Consider the following 18,913-nt stretch of genomic DNA (forward strand, 5'->3'; position numbering starts at 1 on the left):
TAGGTAAATCTACAACAGTTTCAGAAGTTATACCAAAAGAATTTATAATTCATCTGTTTAAAATTGAATTCGTCTTATTTTGATAGAAATAACTAATTTTAGTCAGGCGCATTATAGAGATTTACCTATTTTTGAAACCAACATCGTATACTTTTTTCTCTTAGCACTTTTCAAAAAATTCTATGAACGAAACACTACTTCTTTTCATTTTAGCAATTATTGGATTTATAGCAGGAGTAATTAATACTATAGCTGGTGGTGGTTCTTTACTTACCTTACCTATGTTAATTTTTATGGGACTCCCTCCTGCAGTTGCTAACGGTACAAATCGTATAGGAATTTTTATTCAATCTATCTCCTCTATTGCCGGTTTTAGGAGTAAAGGAGTTAAACCAGATTCTTTTGGGGTTTACCTAGGAATATCGGCTCTTGTTGGATCATTGATCGGGGCACAGATTGCAATTGATATTAAAGGAGAAACATTTAATAAGATTCTTGCAATTGTAATGGTTATCATAGTCCTTTTTATGGTTTTTAAACCCAAAGTAAATCTTCAGGATGTGGTAGAAAGAACACAAGGCAAACATCTTTGGATTTCGATTCTTGCCTTTTTCTTTATCGGGGTTTATGGTGGGTTTATCCAAGCAGGTGTGGGAATATTTATCTTATTAGCATTAACCTCTATAAATTACCTAAACCTCGTTACATCTAATGCTGTTAAAGTATTGGTTGTTTTTATTTATACCATTGGGGCACTAGCCATTTTTGTATATAATAATCAGATTGATTACCTCTATGGCCTTGTTCTTGCTACAGGAAATGCTACAGGAGGGTGGATTGCAAGCAGATGGTCTGTAAAAAAAGGAGATGGTTTGGTTAAAGTGTTTTTAATCATCATGGTTATCGCTATGGCTATTAAATTATGGATAGATAGTTAATTCAAAAAAGTTAAAAAAAGCATAGGAAATAAGCAATTTTTATTACACCTACCTCTTCTTTTGTTTTATACTCTTTTACAATACATTACACAGAAAAACAAGATATAACAATTACTCTATCTGCCCGGGATTATACAGCTTATCCCGCATATCTCGCTCAATATTCTTATCTTTTAGAACTAATAAACACAAAAATCACCATCTCATGAAACTTTCCCCCGTATTCATTACCCTGGTATGTCTTATTTTTTTAAACTGTAAATCACAAAAAAATGAAGACACCGAAGAAAGCAACGAAACTATTACCGAAGCCCCACAAGAGGCACCAAAAAAACCGATTAGTGATATCACTATCGACCCAATAATTCATGCTACTGCTATTGTAGAGTGGAAAGAAAAAACTATTTATATAGATCCGGCAGGAGGAGCCAAAGCTTTTAAAGATAAGAAACTTGCAGACCTTGTGCTTATCACAGATATACATGGGGACCATATGGATATTGAAACTTTGGATAGTCTGGATTTATCAAAAGCCGAAATTATAGCTCCTCAGGCAGTGGCCGAAAAACTTCCTGCACAATACACAGATCACTTGATTATTCTTAATAATGGAGAAACAAAAGAAGTACAAGGAATATCTATTGAAGCCATCCCGATGTACAACCTAAGAGAAGAAGCCTTAAAATTTCATGATAAAGGAAGAGGCAATGGTTATGTAATCACTTTAGGGAAGAAACGACTTTATTTTTCGGGAGATACAGAAGATATTCCAGAAATGAGAGCATTACAATACATAGATATGGCATTTGTAACCATGAATCTCCCCTATACCATGACCGTAGAAAGTGCAGCGAGTGCTGTTCTGGAGTTTAAACCTAAGCAAGTATACCCATATCATTATCGTGGAACCGAAGGGCTAAGTGATGTTGCCAAGTTTAAAGAATTGGTATCAAAAAATCCAGATATAGAGGTAATTCAATTAGATTGGTATCCCAATAACACCAAATAGTAAGTCAACAGTACTATTCTATTATATAATCTAATATAAAAAAGGTCTGCAATACATGCAGACCTTTTTTAAGTGTTATATGTAGAATTATATAGTAATTATATCTTTTTTACTCTAACCGCATTCATTCCTTTCTGACCGCGCTCAAGTTCAAAAGTTACTTTATCATTTTCTTTTACCTCTTGCATCAAACCATTCACATGCACAAAATATCGCTCTTGCGTTTCAGTATCATTAATAAAACCATATCCCTTAGAATCATTAAAAAACGCAACTTTCCCTTTTCTTACCGGATCAAATTCCTCTTTCTCTCTTTTAGGAACCCCAATCTCAATATTCTCTGCTTTGATTTTTTTCTTTTTGGTCGGATCTGGTGGAGTATCAGTAGTATACCCATTTTCATCAACATAAGCAATCATACTATCCAAGCCATTACCCTTATTAGAGTTAGCTCTACGCTCCTGCTTTTTTTTCTGCTTTTCTTCTCTCTTTTTTAATTTCTTTTTCTCTTTTTCAATTTTACTAAAAGTCTGCTGTGATTTTGCCATTCGCTATTTATACTTTGTTTTTTGTTAAACCGATTCTTAACCTTAAATATGGAGGTTGTCATTGAAATACTAAACGAATGATTGGAAAATAGCAATTTCTAAGATTGATTTACCTAATAATTTACCCAGTTGTTGCAATAACGCATACATCAAATATATAAATATTGATATACTGAATTTTTTACAAAGATAAGTTTTCATTTTTAATTTTAGAAAAGTATTTACCTGATTCATGGTTCTGTATGAAATTTTGGCCCTGATAAAACTAAATTCGTAAATTCGAAAACTCATTTTTTGCCTCTAAAACAGTAATTTCTATATTTTTTGAATGAAAAACAATACCGACAAACAAAATCATCTACATTTCGCTATTTACAAACCTTATGGCTATCTAAGTCAATTTATTAATAACGGACAAAAACAAAATTCAAAAAAGTTATTAGGAGAGTTGTATGATTTTCCTGAAGGAACAATGGCTATTGGGCGACTGGATGAAAAATCAGAAGGACTATTATTACTCACTACAAGCGGAAAAACCAGTAACCATATCTGTAGCGGTCATGTAGAAAAAGAATACTATGCTCAAGTAAACGGTGATATTACTATAGATGCAATTGAATTATTAAGAAAAGGAGTCGAAATTGGTTTTGAAGGAAAAAAATATATCACTACACCTTGTAAAGCTTCCAAAATAGATACTATCCCAACATTTCCTGAAAGGCCAAAAAAAATACGTGATGATAGGCATGGTCCTACCAGCTGGGTATCTATCACATTACAAGAAGGTAAATTTCGCCAAGTACGAAAAATGACATCAGCCGTTGGTTTTCCCACATTACGATTAGTACGAATAAGAGTTGGTAATATTTATTTAAATGAAATGAAAGCCGGAGAAGTGAGAGAACTACACACTATATAATCATACACCATAAATCTACACAATCACTACTATTTTTAATTATTTGGATTAAATACTCTGTTTTCTTCCTATAACACATCTTTACTTCCCCTTTTATCATTAATAAAAGTGATATATATAAGAATGATATTCTAAAAAGTGTATTTTAATTACATATCATTAGAATTAAAGTCTAATTATAACACATAATAAAGACTAATATTCTAAATTAAACTATATATTTAGAATATTTATCTATGCTATGTAATTTTGAACAAATTATTAAGCATATTATGAAATTACATACTACAGAACAACAACAGCTTGAAGAATTATATCATAGCATCAAAAGTACAACACAAAATTTTTTAGGATACCCGGTTTCAAAAGATTTTGATTATTCTGAATTAATGCCATTTCTCCAGTTCCCTTTAAACAACTTAGGGGATCCGTTTAGCGAATCTACGTATCGTGTAGATTCTAGAGCCATGGAACGTGAAGTTGTAAATTTCTTTGCCGGATTATTTAGAGCTCATGAAAATGATATTTGGGGATATGTAACCAATGGTGGTTCTGAAGGAAACCTATATAGCCTTTATGTAGCACGAGAATTACACCCAAAAGGGATGGTCTATTTTTCTGAAGCAACACATTACAGTATTCAGAAAAATGTAACCTTGCTTAATATCAGCTATGTGATTATAAAGTCGCTTCCTAATGGTGAGATGGATTATAATGACTTAAAAGAAGCTATTGGTTACAATAGACATAGACCGGCAATAGTAGTTGCAAATATTGGAACTACAATGACAGAGGCTAAAGATGACACCAAAAAAATTAAAGGAATTCTGGAAGACATGGCTATAGAGAAGCATTACATACATGCAGATGCTGCCTTAGCCGGGGGATTTGCGCCCTTTGTTACCCCAAGACCACAATTTGATTTTGAAGATGGTATCGATAGTATCTCAATCAGTGGGCATAAATTTATAGGATCTCCCATGCCGTCGGGGGTAGTTATTGTAAAAAAAGATAACAGAGACCGAATTGCAAGAAGAATAGCGTACATAGGTAGTTCTGATGCTACTATTACCGGATCAAGAAATGGGCACACCCCTTTATTTTTGTGGTATGCTATAAAAAAATTAGGAGTCGAAGGGTTCAAAAAACGAACAGAGCATAGTTTAGGTGTAGCTTCTTATACAGAAAAAAAACTCAAAGATCTTGGAATTGAAGCTTGGAGAAACCCTAATGCCATAACTATCGTCTTCCCTGCTCCCAGCACAGAAATTATAGATAAATGGCAATTAGCAACAGAAAATGGACAATCCCATATCATTTGTATGCCGAATGTATCTTACGAACAAATTGATAGTTTTATAGCAGATATTGAAGTAGAAATGTGTACCATCTAATATAAAATTAAAATCATACGATTATAACATAACATAATGGGGCATAACAAATTGTAATGATTCTTTCATGAGAAAACATACAATTTTATGGTATTTTCGTCAGTGAATTTGTGTAAAAAGTATATTGTTGTTTCCTATATAAAATACCCCATTCACTATTTAATATAATTCAACAATACTTTCTTATAATGTAATTAACTTATCATTGCAAAGTACCACCGCCTTATGCGGTGGTATTCTGTTTTTATATTATTTTTGCGCCAGTTAAAAAACAATGGTTGTCTTTTTTGGTTAGAATAGCTAACATGTAATAGAAAAATAGAATGTAATACACTATGAATAGATTACAACACATAGAAAATGAACTTTTTGATTTAAGAGTACAATTACAAAATCATAAGCTCTATAAAAATTTAAGCCATATTGATGACATAAAAATATTTATGGAAAACCATGTTTTTGCTGTTTGGGATTTTATGTCTTTATTAAAAGCAATACAAGTTAAATTAACCAATGTAACCACCCCATGGATTCCTAGAAAAAACCCTGTATTATCTAGATTTATCAATGAAATTGTACATGCAGAAGAAAGTGATATTAATGAGTTAGGGAAACCTAAAAGTCATTTTGAAATGTATTTAGATGCCATGAAACAGATAAAGGCCGATACATCTAAAATCGATTTGTTAGTCGACCTAATTGCATCAGGAAATGATGTCGATCATGCATTAAGTCGGTTAAACATCAATCAACATGTACTGGATTTCGTTAAATTTTCTTTCGAAATTATAGAAACTGGGGAACCGCACCGTATTGCATCTGCATTCACTTTTGGAAGAGAAGATGTTATTCCCGATATGTTTATTGAAATATTGAAAAAATCTGACTCAGAAAATAAACGATACAACAAACTAACGTATTACCTTGAAAGACATATTGAACTTGACGGAGATGAACATGGACCGCTTTCATTAGAAATGATTTCTGAATTATGCGGAAACGATTCAAAAAAGTGGGAAGAAACTTTGCAGGTTGCCAGAAGAGCTTTGGTACATAGGATTAAGTTATGGGATTGTATTTCTGATACAATAGAAAAGAAAAAGCTAATGTATAGTAGCTAAAACATCAAAAAAGCAAACATATCCTAAAGAATCATTTTTATGACATTGAAATATATGAAAGCATATTATTCATTCAATAGTCGTTGAAACTCTTCGAGATAAAGGCCAATATGATACCCATCCATTAGTCCGTGATGTACATTAATAGCAATTGGCAAACTTAATCTACCGTTTTCTTTGGTATATCTTCCAAAAGAAATTTTAGGAACACTATCCTTAAACTGAAAATGCCTAGCATGTGTAAGTCCAGTAAAATTATACCAGGGAATAGATGAATAGTGAATAGTATCTATACGCTTGGCATTATCTGTATGTCGTAATCCTGTACTTTTTTTAACAGCTTCAATTTCTTGTTGCGCTTTATTACAAAACATATCAAAATCATCTGCATACTCCATAAATGAAAACCCAAATGTATGATCTTCTCTACCTATAGTTGGTGATGCATGAATTTTATCATATACAAACACTTGATTATCCTCTATACGATATCTAAATGCTTCAATTGCATTTGCAGCATGAAGGGATTTGTAGAGATAAAACAAAAAATAAGGATACCCCAGATCTTCTATTTTTTGATATCCTAATGTAAAATCTACAGTTGTTGTTATCCCAAAAAATGGTTCATCAAAACTACCAAAAAAGTCAAAATGTTCTTTTCTGTTCCAGGTAGTAAGATCTAGTTTTGTTTTCATTTTTATAATATTTGCAATAACTCGCTAGCCTTTGCAAAACTTCTAAAATTTGGGTGATCAATTTTATCATCAACCATTTCATGTACCCAGGTAGTATGAAACGGAATATGAAATGCATGTGCTCCAATATTTAAAACTGGCAAGACATCAGATTTTAAAGAGTTACCTACCATTAAAAATTCATCTTCAGTAATATCCAGATGTTTTACTAGTTTTTTATATTGTTTTTCTGTTTTATCAGAAACAATTTCAATGTGATGAAAATAATTTTCCAGTCCAGATTTAATGAGTTTCCGCTCTTGATCTAACAAATCTCCTTTAGTTGCCATTACAAGGCGATACTTCTTAGATAATTGATCTAATGTCTGATCAATTCCATCAATCAATTCTATGGGCTCCCGAAGCATTTCCTTTCCTTTTTCTATCAACTTTTGCACCAAATCAATCGTCATATTTCCATTAGAAATTTTTATAGCCGCTTCTATTAACGAAAGTGTAAAAGGTTTGATCCCATAACCATATAATGGCAGGTTTTGCATTTCAACATCAAAAAGTAATTTATTTGCTTCTTCTTTGGATAAATACTCTTCTAACAAAGTACAAAACTCATCCTCTGCTTTTCTAAAAAAAGTCTCATTTACCCAGAGCGTATCGTCTGCATCAAAAGCAATTACTTTGATCTTTTTTAAAGGCATAACTATCTTACCAGTTTTTTATACTTAATACGTTTTGGCATTAAATCACCTCCTAAACGTTTCTTTTTATTTTCTTCGTAATCAGAGAAACTTCCTTCGAAGAAATATACTTGCGAATCTCCTTCAAAAGCCAAAATATGAGTACAAACTCTATCCAAGAACCAACGGTCGTGAGAAATTACCACGGCACATCCGGCAAAGTTCTCTAACCCTTCCTCTAGCGCTCGTAACGTATTAACATCAAGATCGTTAGTAGGCTCATCTAAAAGTAACACATTACCTTCTTCTTTTAAGGTCATTGCCAAATGTAATCGGTTACGTTCACCTCCGGAAAGAGCAGATACCATTTTGTTTTGTTCGCTTCCGCTAAAATTAAAACGACTCAAATATGCTCTGGAATTCACTTGCCTTCCTCCCATTGTGACTAGCTCTTGTTCATCACTAAAGTTTTGCCAAATCGTCTTATCAGGATCGATATTACTATGACTTTGATCTACATAAGCGATCTTGGCAGTATCCCCAACAGCAAAGCTACCTTTATCTGGTTGCTCTTCTCCCATTATCATTTTAAATATAGTAGTCTTACCAGCTCCGTTTGGACCAATAATACCAACAATCCCTGCCTGAGGAAGATTAAAATTTAAATCTTCATACAACAACTTATCATCAAAAGCTTTACTTACTCCTGTAGCTTCGATTACATTAGTTCCTAATCTAGGACCATTGGGAATATAAATTTCAAGCTTTTCATCTACTTGTTTTTGATCCTGACTTAACAACTTATCATAGTTACTTAAACGTGCTTTTTGTTTTGCCTGCCGACCTTTTGGAGCCATACGAACCCATTCTAACTCTCGTTCTAATGTTTTTTGACGTTTGGAAGCTTGTTTTTGCTCTTGTGCAAGTCGTTTTGATTTTTGATCCAACCATGAAGAGTAATTTCCTTTCCACGGGATACCTTCTCCTCTATCAAGTTCTAATATCCACCCTGCTGCATTATCCAAAAAGTATCTATCGTGAGTTACAGCAATCACAGTACCTTTATATTGTTGTAAGTGATGCTCTAACCAATGAACAGATTCTGCATCTAAATGGTTAGTAGGCTCATCTAATAATAAAACATCTGGTTCTTGCAATAAAAGACGACAGAGAGCCACTCTTCTACGTTCACCACCAGATAGTACTCCGATTTTCTTATCAGATTCTGGAGTACGAAGTGCATCCATAGCTATTTCTAACTTGGTATCCAACTCCCATGCATTACTGGCATCGATCTGATCCTGTAGGCTTGCTTGTTTATCCATAAGCTCCTGCATTTTATCAGGATTCTCATAGACCTCTGGTAAACCAAACATATCATTGATCTTATTATACTCGTCTAAAACGGCAACCGTTTCTGCCACACCTTCCTTTACAACTTCTAATACTGTTTTTTCAGGATCCAGCTTTGGTTCTTGTTCTAACAAGCCAACCGTATATCCCGGAGCAAATACAACATCTCCTTGATAATTTTTATCTATTCCTGCTATAATTTTAAGCAAAGTAGATTTTCCCGAACCATTAAGTCCAAGGATACCTATTTTAGCTCCATAAAAAAAACTGAGATATATATTTTTGAGAACCGGAGTATTTGCACTTTTGTACGTTTTACTCACTCCGGACATCGAAAAGATTACTTTTTTATCGTCTGACATAAGCCCTTAATTGTTATTTTTTAGATTGTATAGTTAATAAGAGTTAAACTCTCCCTTTTAATGCATTAAAAACCCAGGCAATTGCAAAAAAGCCAACTCCAACAGCCGCAAAACCATATCCCGATACATCTCTATATCTAAAAGCTCCTAATGCAATAAGTGCTAAACCAACTATTATCATTATAAAAGTTGCCCAAGCCAACACTGTATTTTTATTCATTCCCATAAATTATTTTTTTAGTTTAGTACAGTTACTCATGTTTTTATACATAAGCAAGTGCAAATATCGGTATTTTATCGTCAAAACACAGGTTTTTGTAGAGTTGTTAATACAAAAAAATAGTTCACCTATTGTCCTACAGTAAATTAAGAATTCACTTTTATTTAAAAACAGATCTTCAAGAGTCTAGTCTCAACGCTAAAACATAGTCCTAGAGATTATTAATGACATATGCACTTCTTTTTCTGATTCAAAATATTAGCATACTCATGATCATACTTCCTTAGATGTAAACAAAAGTTATGATCAAATTATTTTGCGGGTATTAAATTTAAGTGCAAAAGAGTAGGAATTTCTAACTATAGTTTTAGAGCTTTCCGTTATTAAATCACTAAAAAACAACAAGTTAAATAACTTGAAAAATAATATTCTAAAAACAAAATAATAGTACGGTTTAAATTGGCCTCCTATCATTCATAAAATCTACGTTTTTTGTATTTTCGTGCAAACAATACACACAATATACACAATACACAAAATGGATATAAACTTCAACAAAAACGAAGATCACAATAAACTCTTAGTATCAGAATTACGACAACGCCTTGCCAAAGTAAAATTAGGAGGAGGCGAAAAACGCATCGAAAAACTTCATGCCAAAGGTAAAATGACAGCAAGAGAAAGAATCGATTATTTATTAGATACAGATTCTAAATCTATAGAAATTGGCGCTTTTGCAGGAGAGGATATGTATCATGATCATGGGGGATGTCCTAGTGGCGGTGTCGTTGTTAAGATTGGATATGTAAGTGGAAAACAATGTATTGTTGTGGCTAATGATGCAACAGTAAAGGCTGGTGCCTGGTTCCCTATTACAGGAAAGAAAAACTTAAGAGCCCAGGAATTATCTATTGAAAACAAATTACCAATCATCTATCTTGTAGATAGTGCAGGAGTATACCTACCAATGCAAGATGAAATCTTTCCTGATAAAGAACATTTTGGGAGGATATTTCGCAATAACGCAGTAATGAGTAGTATGGGAATTGTTCAAATCTCTGCAGTTATGGGGAGTTGTGTTGCCGGAGGTGCATATCTACCTATCATGAGTGATGAAGCATTGATTGTAGATAAAACAGGTAGTATATTCCTTGCAGGAAGTTATTTGGTAAAAGCAGCTATTGGAGAAAGTATTGATAATGAAACTCTGGGTGGTGCAACTACTCATTGTGAAATTTCTGGAGTAACCGATTATAAATCTAAAGATGATGCAGATGCTCTGGATACAATTAAAAATATAATGTCAAAAATTGGGGATTTTGAAAAAGCTGGTTTTAATCGTAGTAAACCTGTTTCTCCAAAAGAAAATCAAGATGATATCTATGGTATCTTACCAAAAGCTAGAAATGAACAGTATGACATGATGGAAATCATCAATCGACTAGTAGATGGTTCTGATTTTGAAGAATACAAAGCCGGATATGGGCAAACTATTTTAACTGGGTATGCGCGTATCGATGGCTGGGCTGTAGGTATTGTAGCAAATCAGCGTAAAATTGTAAAGACTAAGAAAGGAGAAATGCAATTTGGAGGAGTCATCTATTCTGACTCTGCAGATAAAGCAACACGGTTTATCGCCAATTGTAATCAAAAGAAAATACCATTGGTATTTCTACAAGATGTAACCGGATTTATGGTGGGTAGTAAAAGTGAGCATGGAGGTATTATTAAAGATGGTGCAAAAATGGTAAATGCCGTGAGTAATAGTGTCGTACCAAAATTTACCATAGTAGTTGGTAATTCTTATGGTGCAGGTAATTATGCAATGTGTGGCAAAGCATACGACCCTAGATTAATTGCTGCCTGGCCAAGTGCAGAATTAGCGGTAATGGGTGGTGCTCAAGCAGCAAAAGTATTGTTACAGATTGAAACGGCTTCTTTAAAAAAGAAAGGAGAGCAATTATCTGAAGAAGATGAGAAAGCGCTGTTTAATAAAATTAAAGCTCGATATGATAAACAAACTTCTCCGTATTATGCCGCTGCACGAATCTGGACAGATGCTATCATAGACCCTTTAGATACGAGAAAATGGATTTCTATGGGTATAGAGGCTGCAGATCATTCTCCAATTGAAAAGAAATTTAATTTGGGAATCATACAAGTGTAAAATGAAAATATCCCGTATGTATTAATGATTTGTGTATTAAAAATATACATAATGTATGTTTTTAGGTTTTTTAGAAAATTTAACTTTAAAACTTAATTAACCATTTTAAATCTAGACAAGGCCATAATCCTTAAAAAAGAACAACAACAATCTATTAATGAAGGTTCGTTTGATAGAAGATGTCCTCAATTTTGAGCATATTCGAAAGGTAGTGATTGCCCTTGTAGAGGAAGTGGAGTAACCATAAGAGGTTACTATATTGATGATTTGTGTGCTTTTAAAGGAAAAAAGAAATCCAGTCGATTTCCAAATTGTACTAATATCCATTTTATAGATTAGTAAAATAAAATTAGTATTCAGTATCTTTATTCATCTATTTGCATATCTTCATTTACGAAGAATGAACATACATCAGTTATGAAATTATATGTCAACACGTTATATATACTATTGATACTAAGCTTTATTTTTTTATTGAGTTGTCAGACTGCTAAAAAAGTTGCTTTCGAGGTCCCTGTAGATACTACTTCAAAAAAAATCAACTATCAAATTAAGCAAACATATACGTTAAAAGATATTGGTGTATATGCCAATAATGAATTTGACGGAGCCCGTCTAAATGGATTTAGAAAAATAAATGATAGTACTGCAGCAGTTATTATAAACCCTGAAAATGCCCCTATAAATAAAAGTGCATACTACGCTTTTAAAGCTTGGGCCGATACGCCTAAATCTTTTTATTTCCAGTTTCAATATCCCGATGGACATGAACACAGGTATCTTCCACAGTTAAAAACAAATAACGAGCAATGGAAAAGTATTGATTCTATTAATTTATATCAAACTAACGAAAATACTACGATAAAAATTCAACTCGATAAAACACCTTTATTAATTGCTGCTCAGGAAATACATTCTTCTAAACATGTTAAGGATTGGTATACAAATTTGATTAAGGGGAAAGAGAATTATGTAAATCTGAGTGTATTCGGAACTTCTAAATTAGGTAGGGAATTACCCGTGTTAGATATTTTTAATGGAAATCCCGAAAATAAGGATATAATCGTTTTGTTAACGCGTCAGCATCCTCCAGAAGTTACTGGTTATTTTGCCTTTCGACACTTTGTACAAACTTTATTAGATGACAACTCTGAGCTTTCAAAAGAATTTTTGAATAGGTATCGGGTATTAGCTTTTCCTATTATGAATCCAGATGGTGTAGATCTTGGTCATTGGAGACATAATGCTGGTGGTGTAGATACTAATCGAGATTGGTCTGCATACCGACAACCCGAAATTAAGCAAACGGTACAGTTTATTTCTAAAACATTAAAAAGAAATAATTCGAAACTAATATTAGGTCTTGATTTTCATTCTACCTGGTATGATATATTTTATACCAATGAAATACGAAAAGGCACTACTCTCCCCCATTTTATAGAGAATTGGTTTACCGCATTAGAAAACAATATTCCTGACTATGTTGTAAACGAAAAACCAGGAAACAGCAAGAAACCGGTTTCTAAAGGATGGTTTCTATATGGGCATAATGCTACAGGAGTAACTTATGAAATAGGTGATGATACTCCAAGAGATAAAATAAAAGTTATCGGTACGATAACTGCACAACAAATGATGAAGATTTTGACCGATAAGTGATGTAATTCAATTTACTTTCTTTTAGGAATTGTAATCAATTTGGTCTGTCTATTATTCACATATTTAAAACCTGAAGCACTCCAAAAACCGGCTTCTTCGAGCATAATACGAATATCTTTTTTCCATTCTGGGAGTGTTACTGTAGTATTTAGTTCGATAGCATACACGGTATTTTCATACAAGGGATAATCTCCTGTTCCCGGGACTCCACCTTGTGCATCCCACATTCCTATTGTTGGGCCTGCAGAGTGGCCAAATACGCCTAATGGATGTGTGTATATTGACGGTTTAAGTCCTTCAGCTTTTGCTTGTTCAAGAGATTTTAATAAAATCTCATTTCCGGTCTTACCGGTCTTAAAATTAGAAGTAAAAATGTCCTGTACTTTATTTCCATCTGCAAAAGCTTTTGTTAAAAACTCAGGAGGAGATGTTTCTTCGTTTTTAAGAATATAGGCATGTTGCTGGCAATCTGTATTTAATCGTAGATATGTAATCCCAAAATCACAATGAATCAAATCTCCCGGCCGAATTACTTTATCTTTTGGTCGATCAGAAAAGGAAACAATATGGCTTTGTAGTGTTTCACCCGAACGCTGAATATCTACTGTAGGATGAAACCAGGTTTTTAATCCCATATCGGTTACCTTTTGTCTTAACCACCAAACTACATCATCTGTAGTAGTCGTTCCTGGCTGTATAACCGAAGTACTATATGCTTCATCAATAATATCATGAGTGATTTTCACCAACTCTTTATATATTTCCATTTCCTGTTGGGTACGTGTTTCTACCCAAGCAATTGATAATTTTTCGGAAGAGGAAATTCTTGATTTATATTCTTCTGGCAGTACATTCATCAACTCATCATAGTCTGTTTTCACTATACCATCCAGAATTCCAAAATCTTTAGAATAATTAATTCCAATTTTTTTGGGATCTCTTTTTGAAATTATATCAATAAGTGCTTTCCATTGATCTGGTTGTTTATCCTTATCCCAGGCAGAATCAATATTTTTGCCCACATTATATCGAGCTACTGCCAGTTTTTCTATTGTATTCTTAGCTTTGTCTCTATAAAAAACCAAAATAGTTCTTCGTCTGGCATTTAACCAGGTCGAAGGTAGCATTGTTTTAAGTACAGGGTCTTCGTTGTATTCCCTCGAAATCAAGATCCACATATCAAACTCTGTACGATCCATTAGTTGAGGTAAAAGATTATCAAATCGATCTTTTAAAACCATATCAATTGCTGCTGCTCTTTCTCTTTGGTTTAGAATTTGAGATTGAATGGCAGTACTAAGAAAAAATAAGGTTATAATAAATAGGTTTTTCATTGTGTGATTAGTATGAGGGAATTAAATGTATAATTGAAATAAAAATATCACAAAAAAAGACACCTGCAAAACAATACAGATGCCTCTTTCGAACTTTAACAATACCTTTTGATTACTCTATAATCCCTGATAGCTATTCATAAGTCTTATAAATTCTGCTTTATATCCCTGGTCATCTTTTTCCTTATTCGTTTCGGCTAAAGCAATTATATCTTTAAGATTTTGGTTTTCAATATATTTCGAACCTCTTAATTTCATTCCAAACCAAGCGATTGACGCTACAAAATTAAAATCTTGTGAAGCAGAAGTTTTAGCATCTGTATGTAAAATATGAACCATTTCAATACTCTTTTTCTCTTGTGGTCTTTTATATCTAAACTTAACAGTTAATAGTTCATCTCCATACTCTTTGTTAATCGTTGAATTGGTATATTTTAGATCTGCAATTTCTTTTAGATACTTGTTTTTTACTCCTACGGGAATTACCTCATATAGTGCAGTCACTGTATGCCCACTTCCCAATTCTCCGGCATCTTTAGTATCATCTATAAAATCTTCATCTGCCAAAAGTCTGTTTTCATATCCTATCAATCGATATGCCTGCACTTTACCGGGGTTAAATTCAACTTGAATTTTTACATCTTTAGCTATTGTATATAAAGTGCCTCCGAATTCTTTCCCCAATACTCTTTGGGCTTCTTGCATAGTATCGATATATGCATGGTTACCATTACCAGTATCTGCTAATATTTCTAACTTACTGTCCTTATAATTTCCCATTCCGAATCCCAGACATGTTAAAAATACATTGGATTTACGTTTTTCTTCAATCAATTTTTTCATGTCTTTATCGCTACTAATTCCTACATTAAAATCGCCATCGGTAGCCAGGATGACTCTATTATTGCCATTCTTTATAAAATTTTCTTTTGCAATTTTGTATGCCAATCGTATTCCTTCTCCTCCTGCTGTTGATCCTCCTGCTTCAAGGTTTTGTAATGCTTGATTAATTTCGTGCTTATTAGCTCCAGATGTGGGTTTTAATACCATTCCTGCTGCCCCCGCATATACAACGATAGAAACCTTGTCTTTTTCACGTAATTGATTAACCAAAAGTTTAAAAGCTTTTTTAAGTAGAGGCAATTTATTGCTGTTACTCATCGATCCTGATACATCAATTAAGAATACAAGATTAGATGCGGGAATTTCATGTTGAGGAATTTCTTTTCCTTTTAATCCTATCTTAACCAATTGTGTTTTTGTATTCCAGGGAGTTGAAGCATACTCGGTATGAATTGCAAAAGGATGCTCGTCTTTGGGTTGTTCGTATTGATAATTAAAATAATTGATCATTTCTTCAATTTTAACGGCATCTGCAGGAACTTTAACTCCGTTATTAATCATTCTTCGAATATTACTATAGGATGCTTTGTCTACATCAATAGAAAAAGTCGAGAGAGGAGCCATTTGAACTTTTTTAAAATCATTTTCAATAATTTCTCGGTATGACTCATCATTTTGTACTTTATAATTACCAGAATGCGTTGTAATTACAATACATCCATGTTTAGCCTTAGTCCCATAAACCGAAGTTGCTTTTTTATTTTTAAGCACTTCTACCTTTGCTATTTTTGTTGGATCTATTGTGTTTACTACGGCTATGTCTTTATTATCAACAGGTACTCCATCTACTACATACAGCGGTTGTTTTGTACCCGAAACCGAACTGACTCCTCTAACTTTTAACGCATTACCTGTACTAAAAACCTGTACTCCCGACGACTTGTTAATACGTCTTTGCCTGTGTTTTCTTCCTTTCCTTCTTGGTCTATTACTAGATACAGCATAACTCATTGATTTTCTTACTCTATTTGATCCATATGCTGTAACAACTACTTCTTCTAATTCTGCCGAAGAAGGAATCAGCTTAATATGCATAAAAGCCGAGGCAGCGGTTATTTTTTCCTCAGCTGTTTCGAATCCTACATAAGAAAACATTAATGTGTCTCCTATAGTCGCAAGAATAGTGTAATTACCATCAAAATCTGTTTGCGTTCCGTTGGTACTGCCTTTTATAACAATATTTACGCCAGGTAAAGGCAGGCTTTGATCGTCTGTTACTTTTCCTGTAACTTTTATGTCTTGTGCATTTGAAATCCCGGTTATAAGGAAGACAAATAAAATGTATTGTAATAGTCTCATAGTTAATAGTTTTTAATTATGAACTAAAACTATGCGTTCTTATAAGCGATAACAATCAAGAATGAGTGAAGACGTCTTTTTATTGAGTAAAAAGGAAAATACTGGCTATTCTGTTTCCAGAAAATGTGAAAGTGAGAAGTTTATCATTAAAATTGATTAGCTAATACAATCTATACTTTTACCAGAAAAGCATTACAATTTAGAATTCATAGCCAATTCTACGGTTTGTTTTCTTTGTACTTTTCCGTTTTCTGTCCCTATAAATTGAGGAATAAAATAAATTTCTTTCGGGATTTCGTACTTGTTTAAGGTATCTAAATTTTGTATCGCTTCTTGCAATGTTAAATATGCAATTTTATCATACCCACGCTCTATTAATAAGATTACTTTATCACCAAGCATATCATCGGGGATACTGGTAATAAAAAAACGATGTCCGATCAACAGCTGTAATTTTGTTTCTATCTCTTCTGGATATAACTTCACTCCTCCACTATTAATTACATTATCATGACGCCCTTTCCACAAAAACTTTTTATATGTTTTTAGTTCTACTACGTCATTGGTAATGATCGTCTCTTCATTTAACTGTGGAGCTTTAATAATCAAGCAATTTCTATTATCAATGCTTAACGTAATATTAGGTAGAGCCTTAAAATAATGAGCATCTTTTTTATCTTTTTTCTTTGGGTTTATTCTCCTTGCGGCTATATGAGAAACTGTTTCAGTCATACCATAGGTTTCAAATATTTTAGTCTTAAAACCCTGTACCAATTCTTTTAAATTTTCTGAAACGGGACCACCTCCAACTATTAGCTTTTTAATTAAATGAAGTCTGTTAAGAGAGTTATCTAATTGTAGAGGCACCATTGCGCAAAAATCATATTGCTTATACACTGTATCCAAAGGATTTGTTCTTGGAGGTATCAAATCTATCTTCCACCCTAATACCATAGCTCTTACAAGCATCATTTTCCCAGCAATATAATTTGCAGGAAGGCATAGCAGTGCAGTAGTTCCTTCTTCAGATTTAAAAAACTTTCCTGTTGCTATTGCACTATTGATCATGTGTTGTTTATATACCTTAATTTTTTTTGGTTTTCCTGTAGAACCCGAGGTTTGTACAACAATATGATCTTTTTCATTTAACCAATCTAACAAAAAACTTCCTGCTTCCTGTTCATATACCTCACCTTCCTTAATAAAACTATAGGCTAAAGATTTTAGTCTTTCTTTATCAAAAGAACTTTTATTTATTGAGAAGCTTTGATGTATTTCGGGTATAGAAAATGTACTTTTTGTTTGCATATTCAAATTTCAATTTTCTAACATACTCATAAGTTATCAATATGTAAAGAGTGTGTTATTTCTTTGTTAGTTATTCTGAAATTGTATCAGATGGTATGTTTCCAAAAAGTTTATCTTTCCATCCTGTCCATTTATATTTCTTAGCTAATATGAACAGATAAACAGGATATAATATAATAACTGGAAGTACAATATCAATACCAGCTGAAGGTTCTGATATATCTAAAAATATTGCATTGGTTTGAAAAGCGCTCCAGTCTGTTGTAACCAACATTGCAGCCATTATATTATTTGCTGCATGAAAGCCCAGGGCTAATTCCATACCATCGTCCATTAGAGTCATAATACCTAATAGAAGGCCAGTTCCTATATAAAACACCATCATAATATAGCCTAGTTTCTCAACTTCTGGATTTAAACCGTGAAGTAATCCAAACGTTACAGAAGTAATGATAAGTGGTAACCATTTATTCTTAGCTAAAACACCTATACCTTGCATTAAATACCCTCTAAACAAATACTCTTCAAAACTGGTTTGTAACGGTAACAAGAGTAAAGAAATTAAAGCCAAGATTAAAAACGGAATCATTTCAAAATTAAGCTTATAAATTTCTGGTTCTACATAATAGCTAATCACAAAAAATACAATATTTATAGATGAAACAAGAAAAAATGTAAACCAAATACGTTTCCAATCAATCTTTTTTCTTGTTGTAGTCAATTCTCTAATCTTTTGTTTGTGAAGAAACTTAGCAACTATAAATAACCCCAATAATCCAGATATAAAACTTATAATTACTAAGGTTAGAAATAAATTAGAATTCATATCTAACGAGGTAAAGTTAGATTCTGCAGCAACCATCAACGTTTGTAAATCACCAGTATTTATAAATGCTCCTATGAATAAAGGGATAATACCTATAAATTGCCAAAAAATAAAAATGATTACTAACCCGATTAAATATCTCCACCATTCATGTTTTATTTTAAGTGCTTGTGCTATATACATA

General features: G+C 33.0%; 16 protein-coding genes. 7 read left to right on the top strand and 9 right to left on the bottom strand.

Features of this window, described 5'->3' with window-relative positions:
* The first annotated feature begins 182 nt into the window (after positions 1-182).
* Together NNH57_RS25065 and NNH57_RS25070 are read left to right on the top strand one after the other, a co-directional pair.
* Positions 183-938: a sulfite exporter TauE/SafE family protein gene (locus NNH57_RS25065; protein WP_108807485.1), complete on the top strand. Its 756-nt coding sequence runs from the start codon at positions 183-185 to the stop codon at positions 936-938.
* Positions 939-1,143: 205 nt separating this feature from the next.
* Positions 1,144-1,947, top strand: a complete 804-nt coding sequence (locus tag NNH57_RS25070) for an MBL fold metallo-hydrolase (protein ID WP_108807484.1) — start codon at positions 1,144-1,146, stop codon at positions 1,945-1,947.
* 98 nt (positions 1,948-2,045) lie between these two features.
* Here the strand turns inward: NNH57_RS25070 and NNH57_RS25075 are convergent, their stop codons facing one another.
* The gene (locus tag NNH57_RS25075) at positions 2,046-2,495 is read right to left on the bottom strand and encodes a cold-shock protein (protein WP_025665602.1); all 450 of its coding nucleotides are present in this window, start codon (positions 2,493-2,495) and stop codon (positions 2,046-2,048) included.
* A gap of 328 nt (positions 2,496-2,823) precedes the next feature.
* On the opposite strand from NNH57_RS25075, the gene NNH57_RS25080 reads away from it, so the two are divergent.
* From NNH57_RS25080 to NNH57_RS25090, 3 genes are all read left to right on the top strand, one after another.
* A complete protein-coding gene (locus tag NNH57_RS25080) occupies positions 2,824-3,414 on the top strand; it encodes a pseudouridine synthase (RefSeq protein ID WP_074406059.1) in 591 nt (196 codons plus the stop codon).
* A 272-nt stretch (positions 3,415-3,686) separates the two neighbouring features.
* Positions 3,687-4,808 carry a histidine decarboxylase gene (locus NNH57_RS25085; RefSeq protein ID WP_108807483.1) on the top strand — a complete coding sequence of 374 codons (1,122 nt, stop codon included), beginning with the start codon at positions 3,687-3,689 and terminating at the stop codon, positions 4,806-4,808.
* 335 nt (positions 4,809-5,143) lie between these two features.
* Positions 5,144-5,929 carry a DUF3050 domain-containing protein gene (locus tag NNH57_RS25090; protein WP_074406057.1) on the top strand — a complete coding sequence of 262 codons (786 nt, stop codon included), beginning with the start codon at positions 5,144-5,146 and terminating at the stop codon, positions 5,927-5,929.
* 65 nt (positions 5,930-5,994) lie between these two features.
* On the opposite strand, the gene NNH57_RS25095 is transcribed toward NNH57_RS25090, so the two are convergent.
* The 4 genes from NNH57_RS25095 to NNH57_RS25110 are packed head-to-tail and all read right to left on the bottom strand — an operon-like array spanning position 5,995 to position 9,239.
* On the bottom strand, positions 5,995-6,624 hold the full coding sequence (locus NNH57_RS25095; RefSeq protein WP_074406056.1) for a chloramphenicol acetyltransferase: 630 nt from the start codon (positions 6,622-6,624) through the stop codon (positions 5,995-5,997).
* Positions 6,625-6,626: 2 nt separating this feature from the next.
* Positions 6,627-7,319 carry an HAD family hydrolase gene (locus tag NNH57_RS25100; protein ID WP_074406055.1) on the bottom strand — a complete coding sequence of 231 codons (693 nt, stop codon included), beginning with the start codon at positions 7,317-7,319 and terminating at the stop codon, positions 6,627-6,629.
* A gap of 2 nt (positions 7,320-7,321) precedes the next feature.
* Positions 7,322-9,013 (bottom strand): energy-dependent translational throttle protein EttA, encoded by a 1,692-nt coding sequence (gene ettA / locus NNH57_RS25105; protein WP_074406054.1) that lies wholly within the window; start codon positions 9,011-9,013, stop codon positions 7,322-7,324.
* A 43-nt stretch (positions 9,014-9,056) separates the two neighbouring features.
* Positions 9,057-9,239: a CAL67264 family membrane protein gene (locus NNH57_RS25110; RefSeq protein WP_034238511.1), complete on the bottom strand. Its 183-nt coding sequence runs from the start codon at positions 9,237-9,239 to the stop codon at positions 9,057-9,059.
* Between the two features lie 532 nt (positions 9,240-9,771).
* Between NNH57_RS25110 and NNH57_RS25115 the strand changes: the two genes are divergently transcribed.
* Both NNH57_RS25115 and NNH57_RS25120 read left to right on the top strand, forming a co-directional pair.
* Positions 9,772-11,400, top strand: coding sequence for an acyl-CoA carboxylase subunit beta (locus tag NNH57_RS25115; RefSeq protein ID WP_074406053.1), 1,629 nt, complete (start codon positions 9,772-9,774; stop codon positions 11,398-11,400).
* A 417-nt stretch (positions 11,401-11,817) separates the two neighbouring features.
* Positions 11,818-13,059 (top strand): M14 family metallopeptidase, encoded by a 1,242-nt coding sequence (locus NNH57_RS25120; protein WP_074406052.1) that lies wholly within the window; start codon positions 11,818-11,820, stop codon positions 13,057-13,059.
* Between the two features lie 11 nt (positions 13,060-13,070).
* On the opposite strand, the gene NNH57_RS25125 is transcribed toward NNH57_RS25120, so the two are convergent.
* The 4 genes from NNH57_RS25125 to NNH57_RS25140 all read right to left on the bottom strand — a co-directional run bounded on the left by NNH57_RS25125 (position 13,071) and on the right by NNH57_RS25140 (position 18,912).
* Complete coding sequence (locus NNH57_RS25125; RefSeq protein WP_074406051.1) at positions 13,071-14,393, bottom strand: M24 family metallopeptidase; 1,323 nt, start codon at positions 14,391-14,393, stop codon at positions 13,071-13,073.
* Between the two features lie 117 nt (positions 14,394-14,510).
* Positions 14,511-16,595: a VWA domain-containing protein gene (locus tag NNH57_RS25130; RefSeq protein ID WP_108807482.1), complete on the bottom strand. Its 2,085-nt coding sequence runs from the start codon at positions 16,593-16,595 to the stop codon at positions 14,511-14,513.
* Between the two features lie 192 nt (positions 16,596-16,787).
* Positions 16,788-17,903, bottom strand: coding sequence for an AMP-binding protein (locus NNH57_RS25135; RefSeq protein ID WP_074406049.1), 1,116 nt, complete (start codon positions 17,901-17,903; stop codon positions 16,788-16,790).
* 70 nt (positions 17,904-17,973) lie between these two features.
* Positions 17,974-18,912: a CPBP family intramembrane glutamic endopeptidase gene (locus NNH57_RS25140; protein ID WP_108807481.1), complete on the bottom strand. Its 939-nt coding sequence runs from the start codon at positions 18,910-18,912 to the stop codon at positions 17,974-17,976.
* Between the last annotated feature and the right edge of the window lies 1 nt (position 18,913).

Source organism: Aquimarina spinulae, assembly GCF_943373825.1.
Classification (GTDB): Bacteria; Bacteroidota; Bacteroidia; order Flavobacteriales; family Flavobacteriaceae; genus Aquimarina; species Aquimarina spinulae.

Coding starts and splice junctions, on each gene's coding strand:
- NNH57_RS25065 (WP_108807485.1), top strand. CDS start 183: ATGAACGAAACACTACTTCTTTTCATTTTAGCAATTATTGGATTTATA.
- NNH57_RS25070 (WP_108807484.1), top strand. CDS start 1,144: ATGAAACTTTCCCCCGTATTCATTACCCTGGTATGTCTTATTTTTTTA.
- NNH57_RS25075 (WP_025665602.1), bottom strand. CDS start 2,495: ATGGCAAAATCACAGCAGACTTTTAGTAAAATTGAAAAAGAGAAAAAG.
- NNH57_RS25080 (WP_074406059.1), top strand. CDS start 2,824: ATGAAAAACAATACCGACAAACAAAATCATCTACATTTCGCTATTTAC.
- NNH57_RS25085 (WP_108807483.1), top strand. CDS start 3,687: ATGAAATTACATACTACAGAACAACAACAGCTTGAAGAATTATATCAT.
- NNH57_RS25090 (WP_074406057.1), top strand. CDS start 5,144: ATGAATAGATTACAACACATAGAAAATGAACTTTTTGATTTAAGAGTA.
- NNH57_RS25095 (WP_074406056.1), bottom strand. CDS start 6,624: ATGAAAACAAAACTAGATCTTACTACCTGGAACAGAAAAGAACATTTT.
- NNH57_RS25100 (WP_074406055.1), bottom strand. CDS start 7,319: ATGCCTTTAAAAAAGATCAAAGTAATTGCTTTTGATGCAGACGATACG.
- ettA (WP_074406054.1), bottom strand. CDS start 9,013: ATGTCAGACGATAAAAAAGTAATCTTTTCGATGTCCGGAGTGAGTAAA.
- NNH57_RS25110 (WP_034238511.1), bottom strand. CDS start 9,239: ATGGGAATGAATAAAAATACAGTGTTGGCTTGGGCAACTTTTATAATG.
- NNH57_RS25115 (WP_074406053.1), top strand. CDS start 9,772: ATGGATATAAACTTCAACAAAAACGAAGATCACAATAAACTCTTAGTA.
- NNH57_RS25120 (WP_074406052.1), top strand. CDS start 11,818: ATGAAATTATATGTCAACACGTTATATATACTATTGATACTAAGCTTT.
- NNH57_RS25125 (WP_074406051.1), bottom strand. CDS start 14,393: ATGAAAAACCTATTTATTATAACCTTATTTTTTCTTAGTACTGCCATT.
- NNH57_RS25130 (WP_108807482.1), bottom strand. CDS start 16,595: ATGAGACTATTACAATACATTTTATTTGTCTTCCTTATAACCGGGATT.
- NNH57_RS25135 (WP_074406049.1), bottom strand. CDS start 17,903: ATGCAAACAAAAAGTACATTTTCTATACCCGAAATACATCAAAGCTTC.
- NNH57_RS25140 (WP_108807481.1), bottom strand. CDS start 18,912: ATGTATATAGCACAAGCACTTAAAATAAAACATGAATGGTGGAGATAT.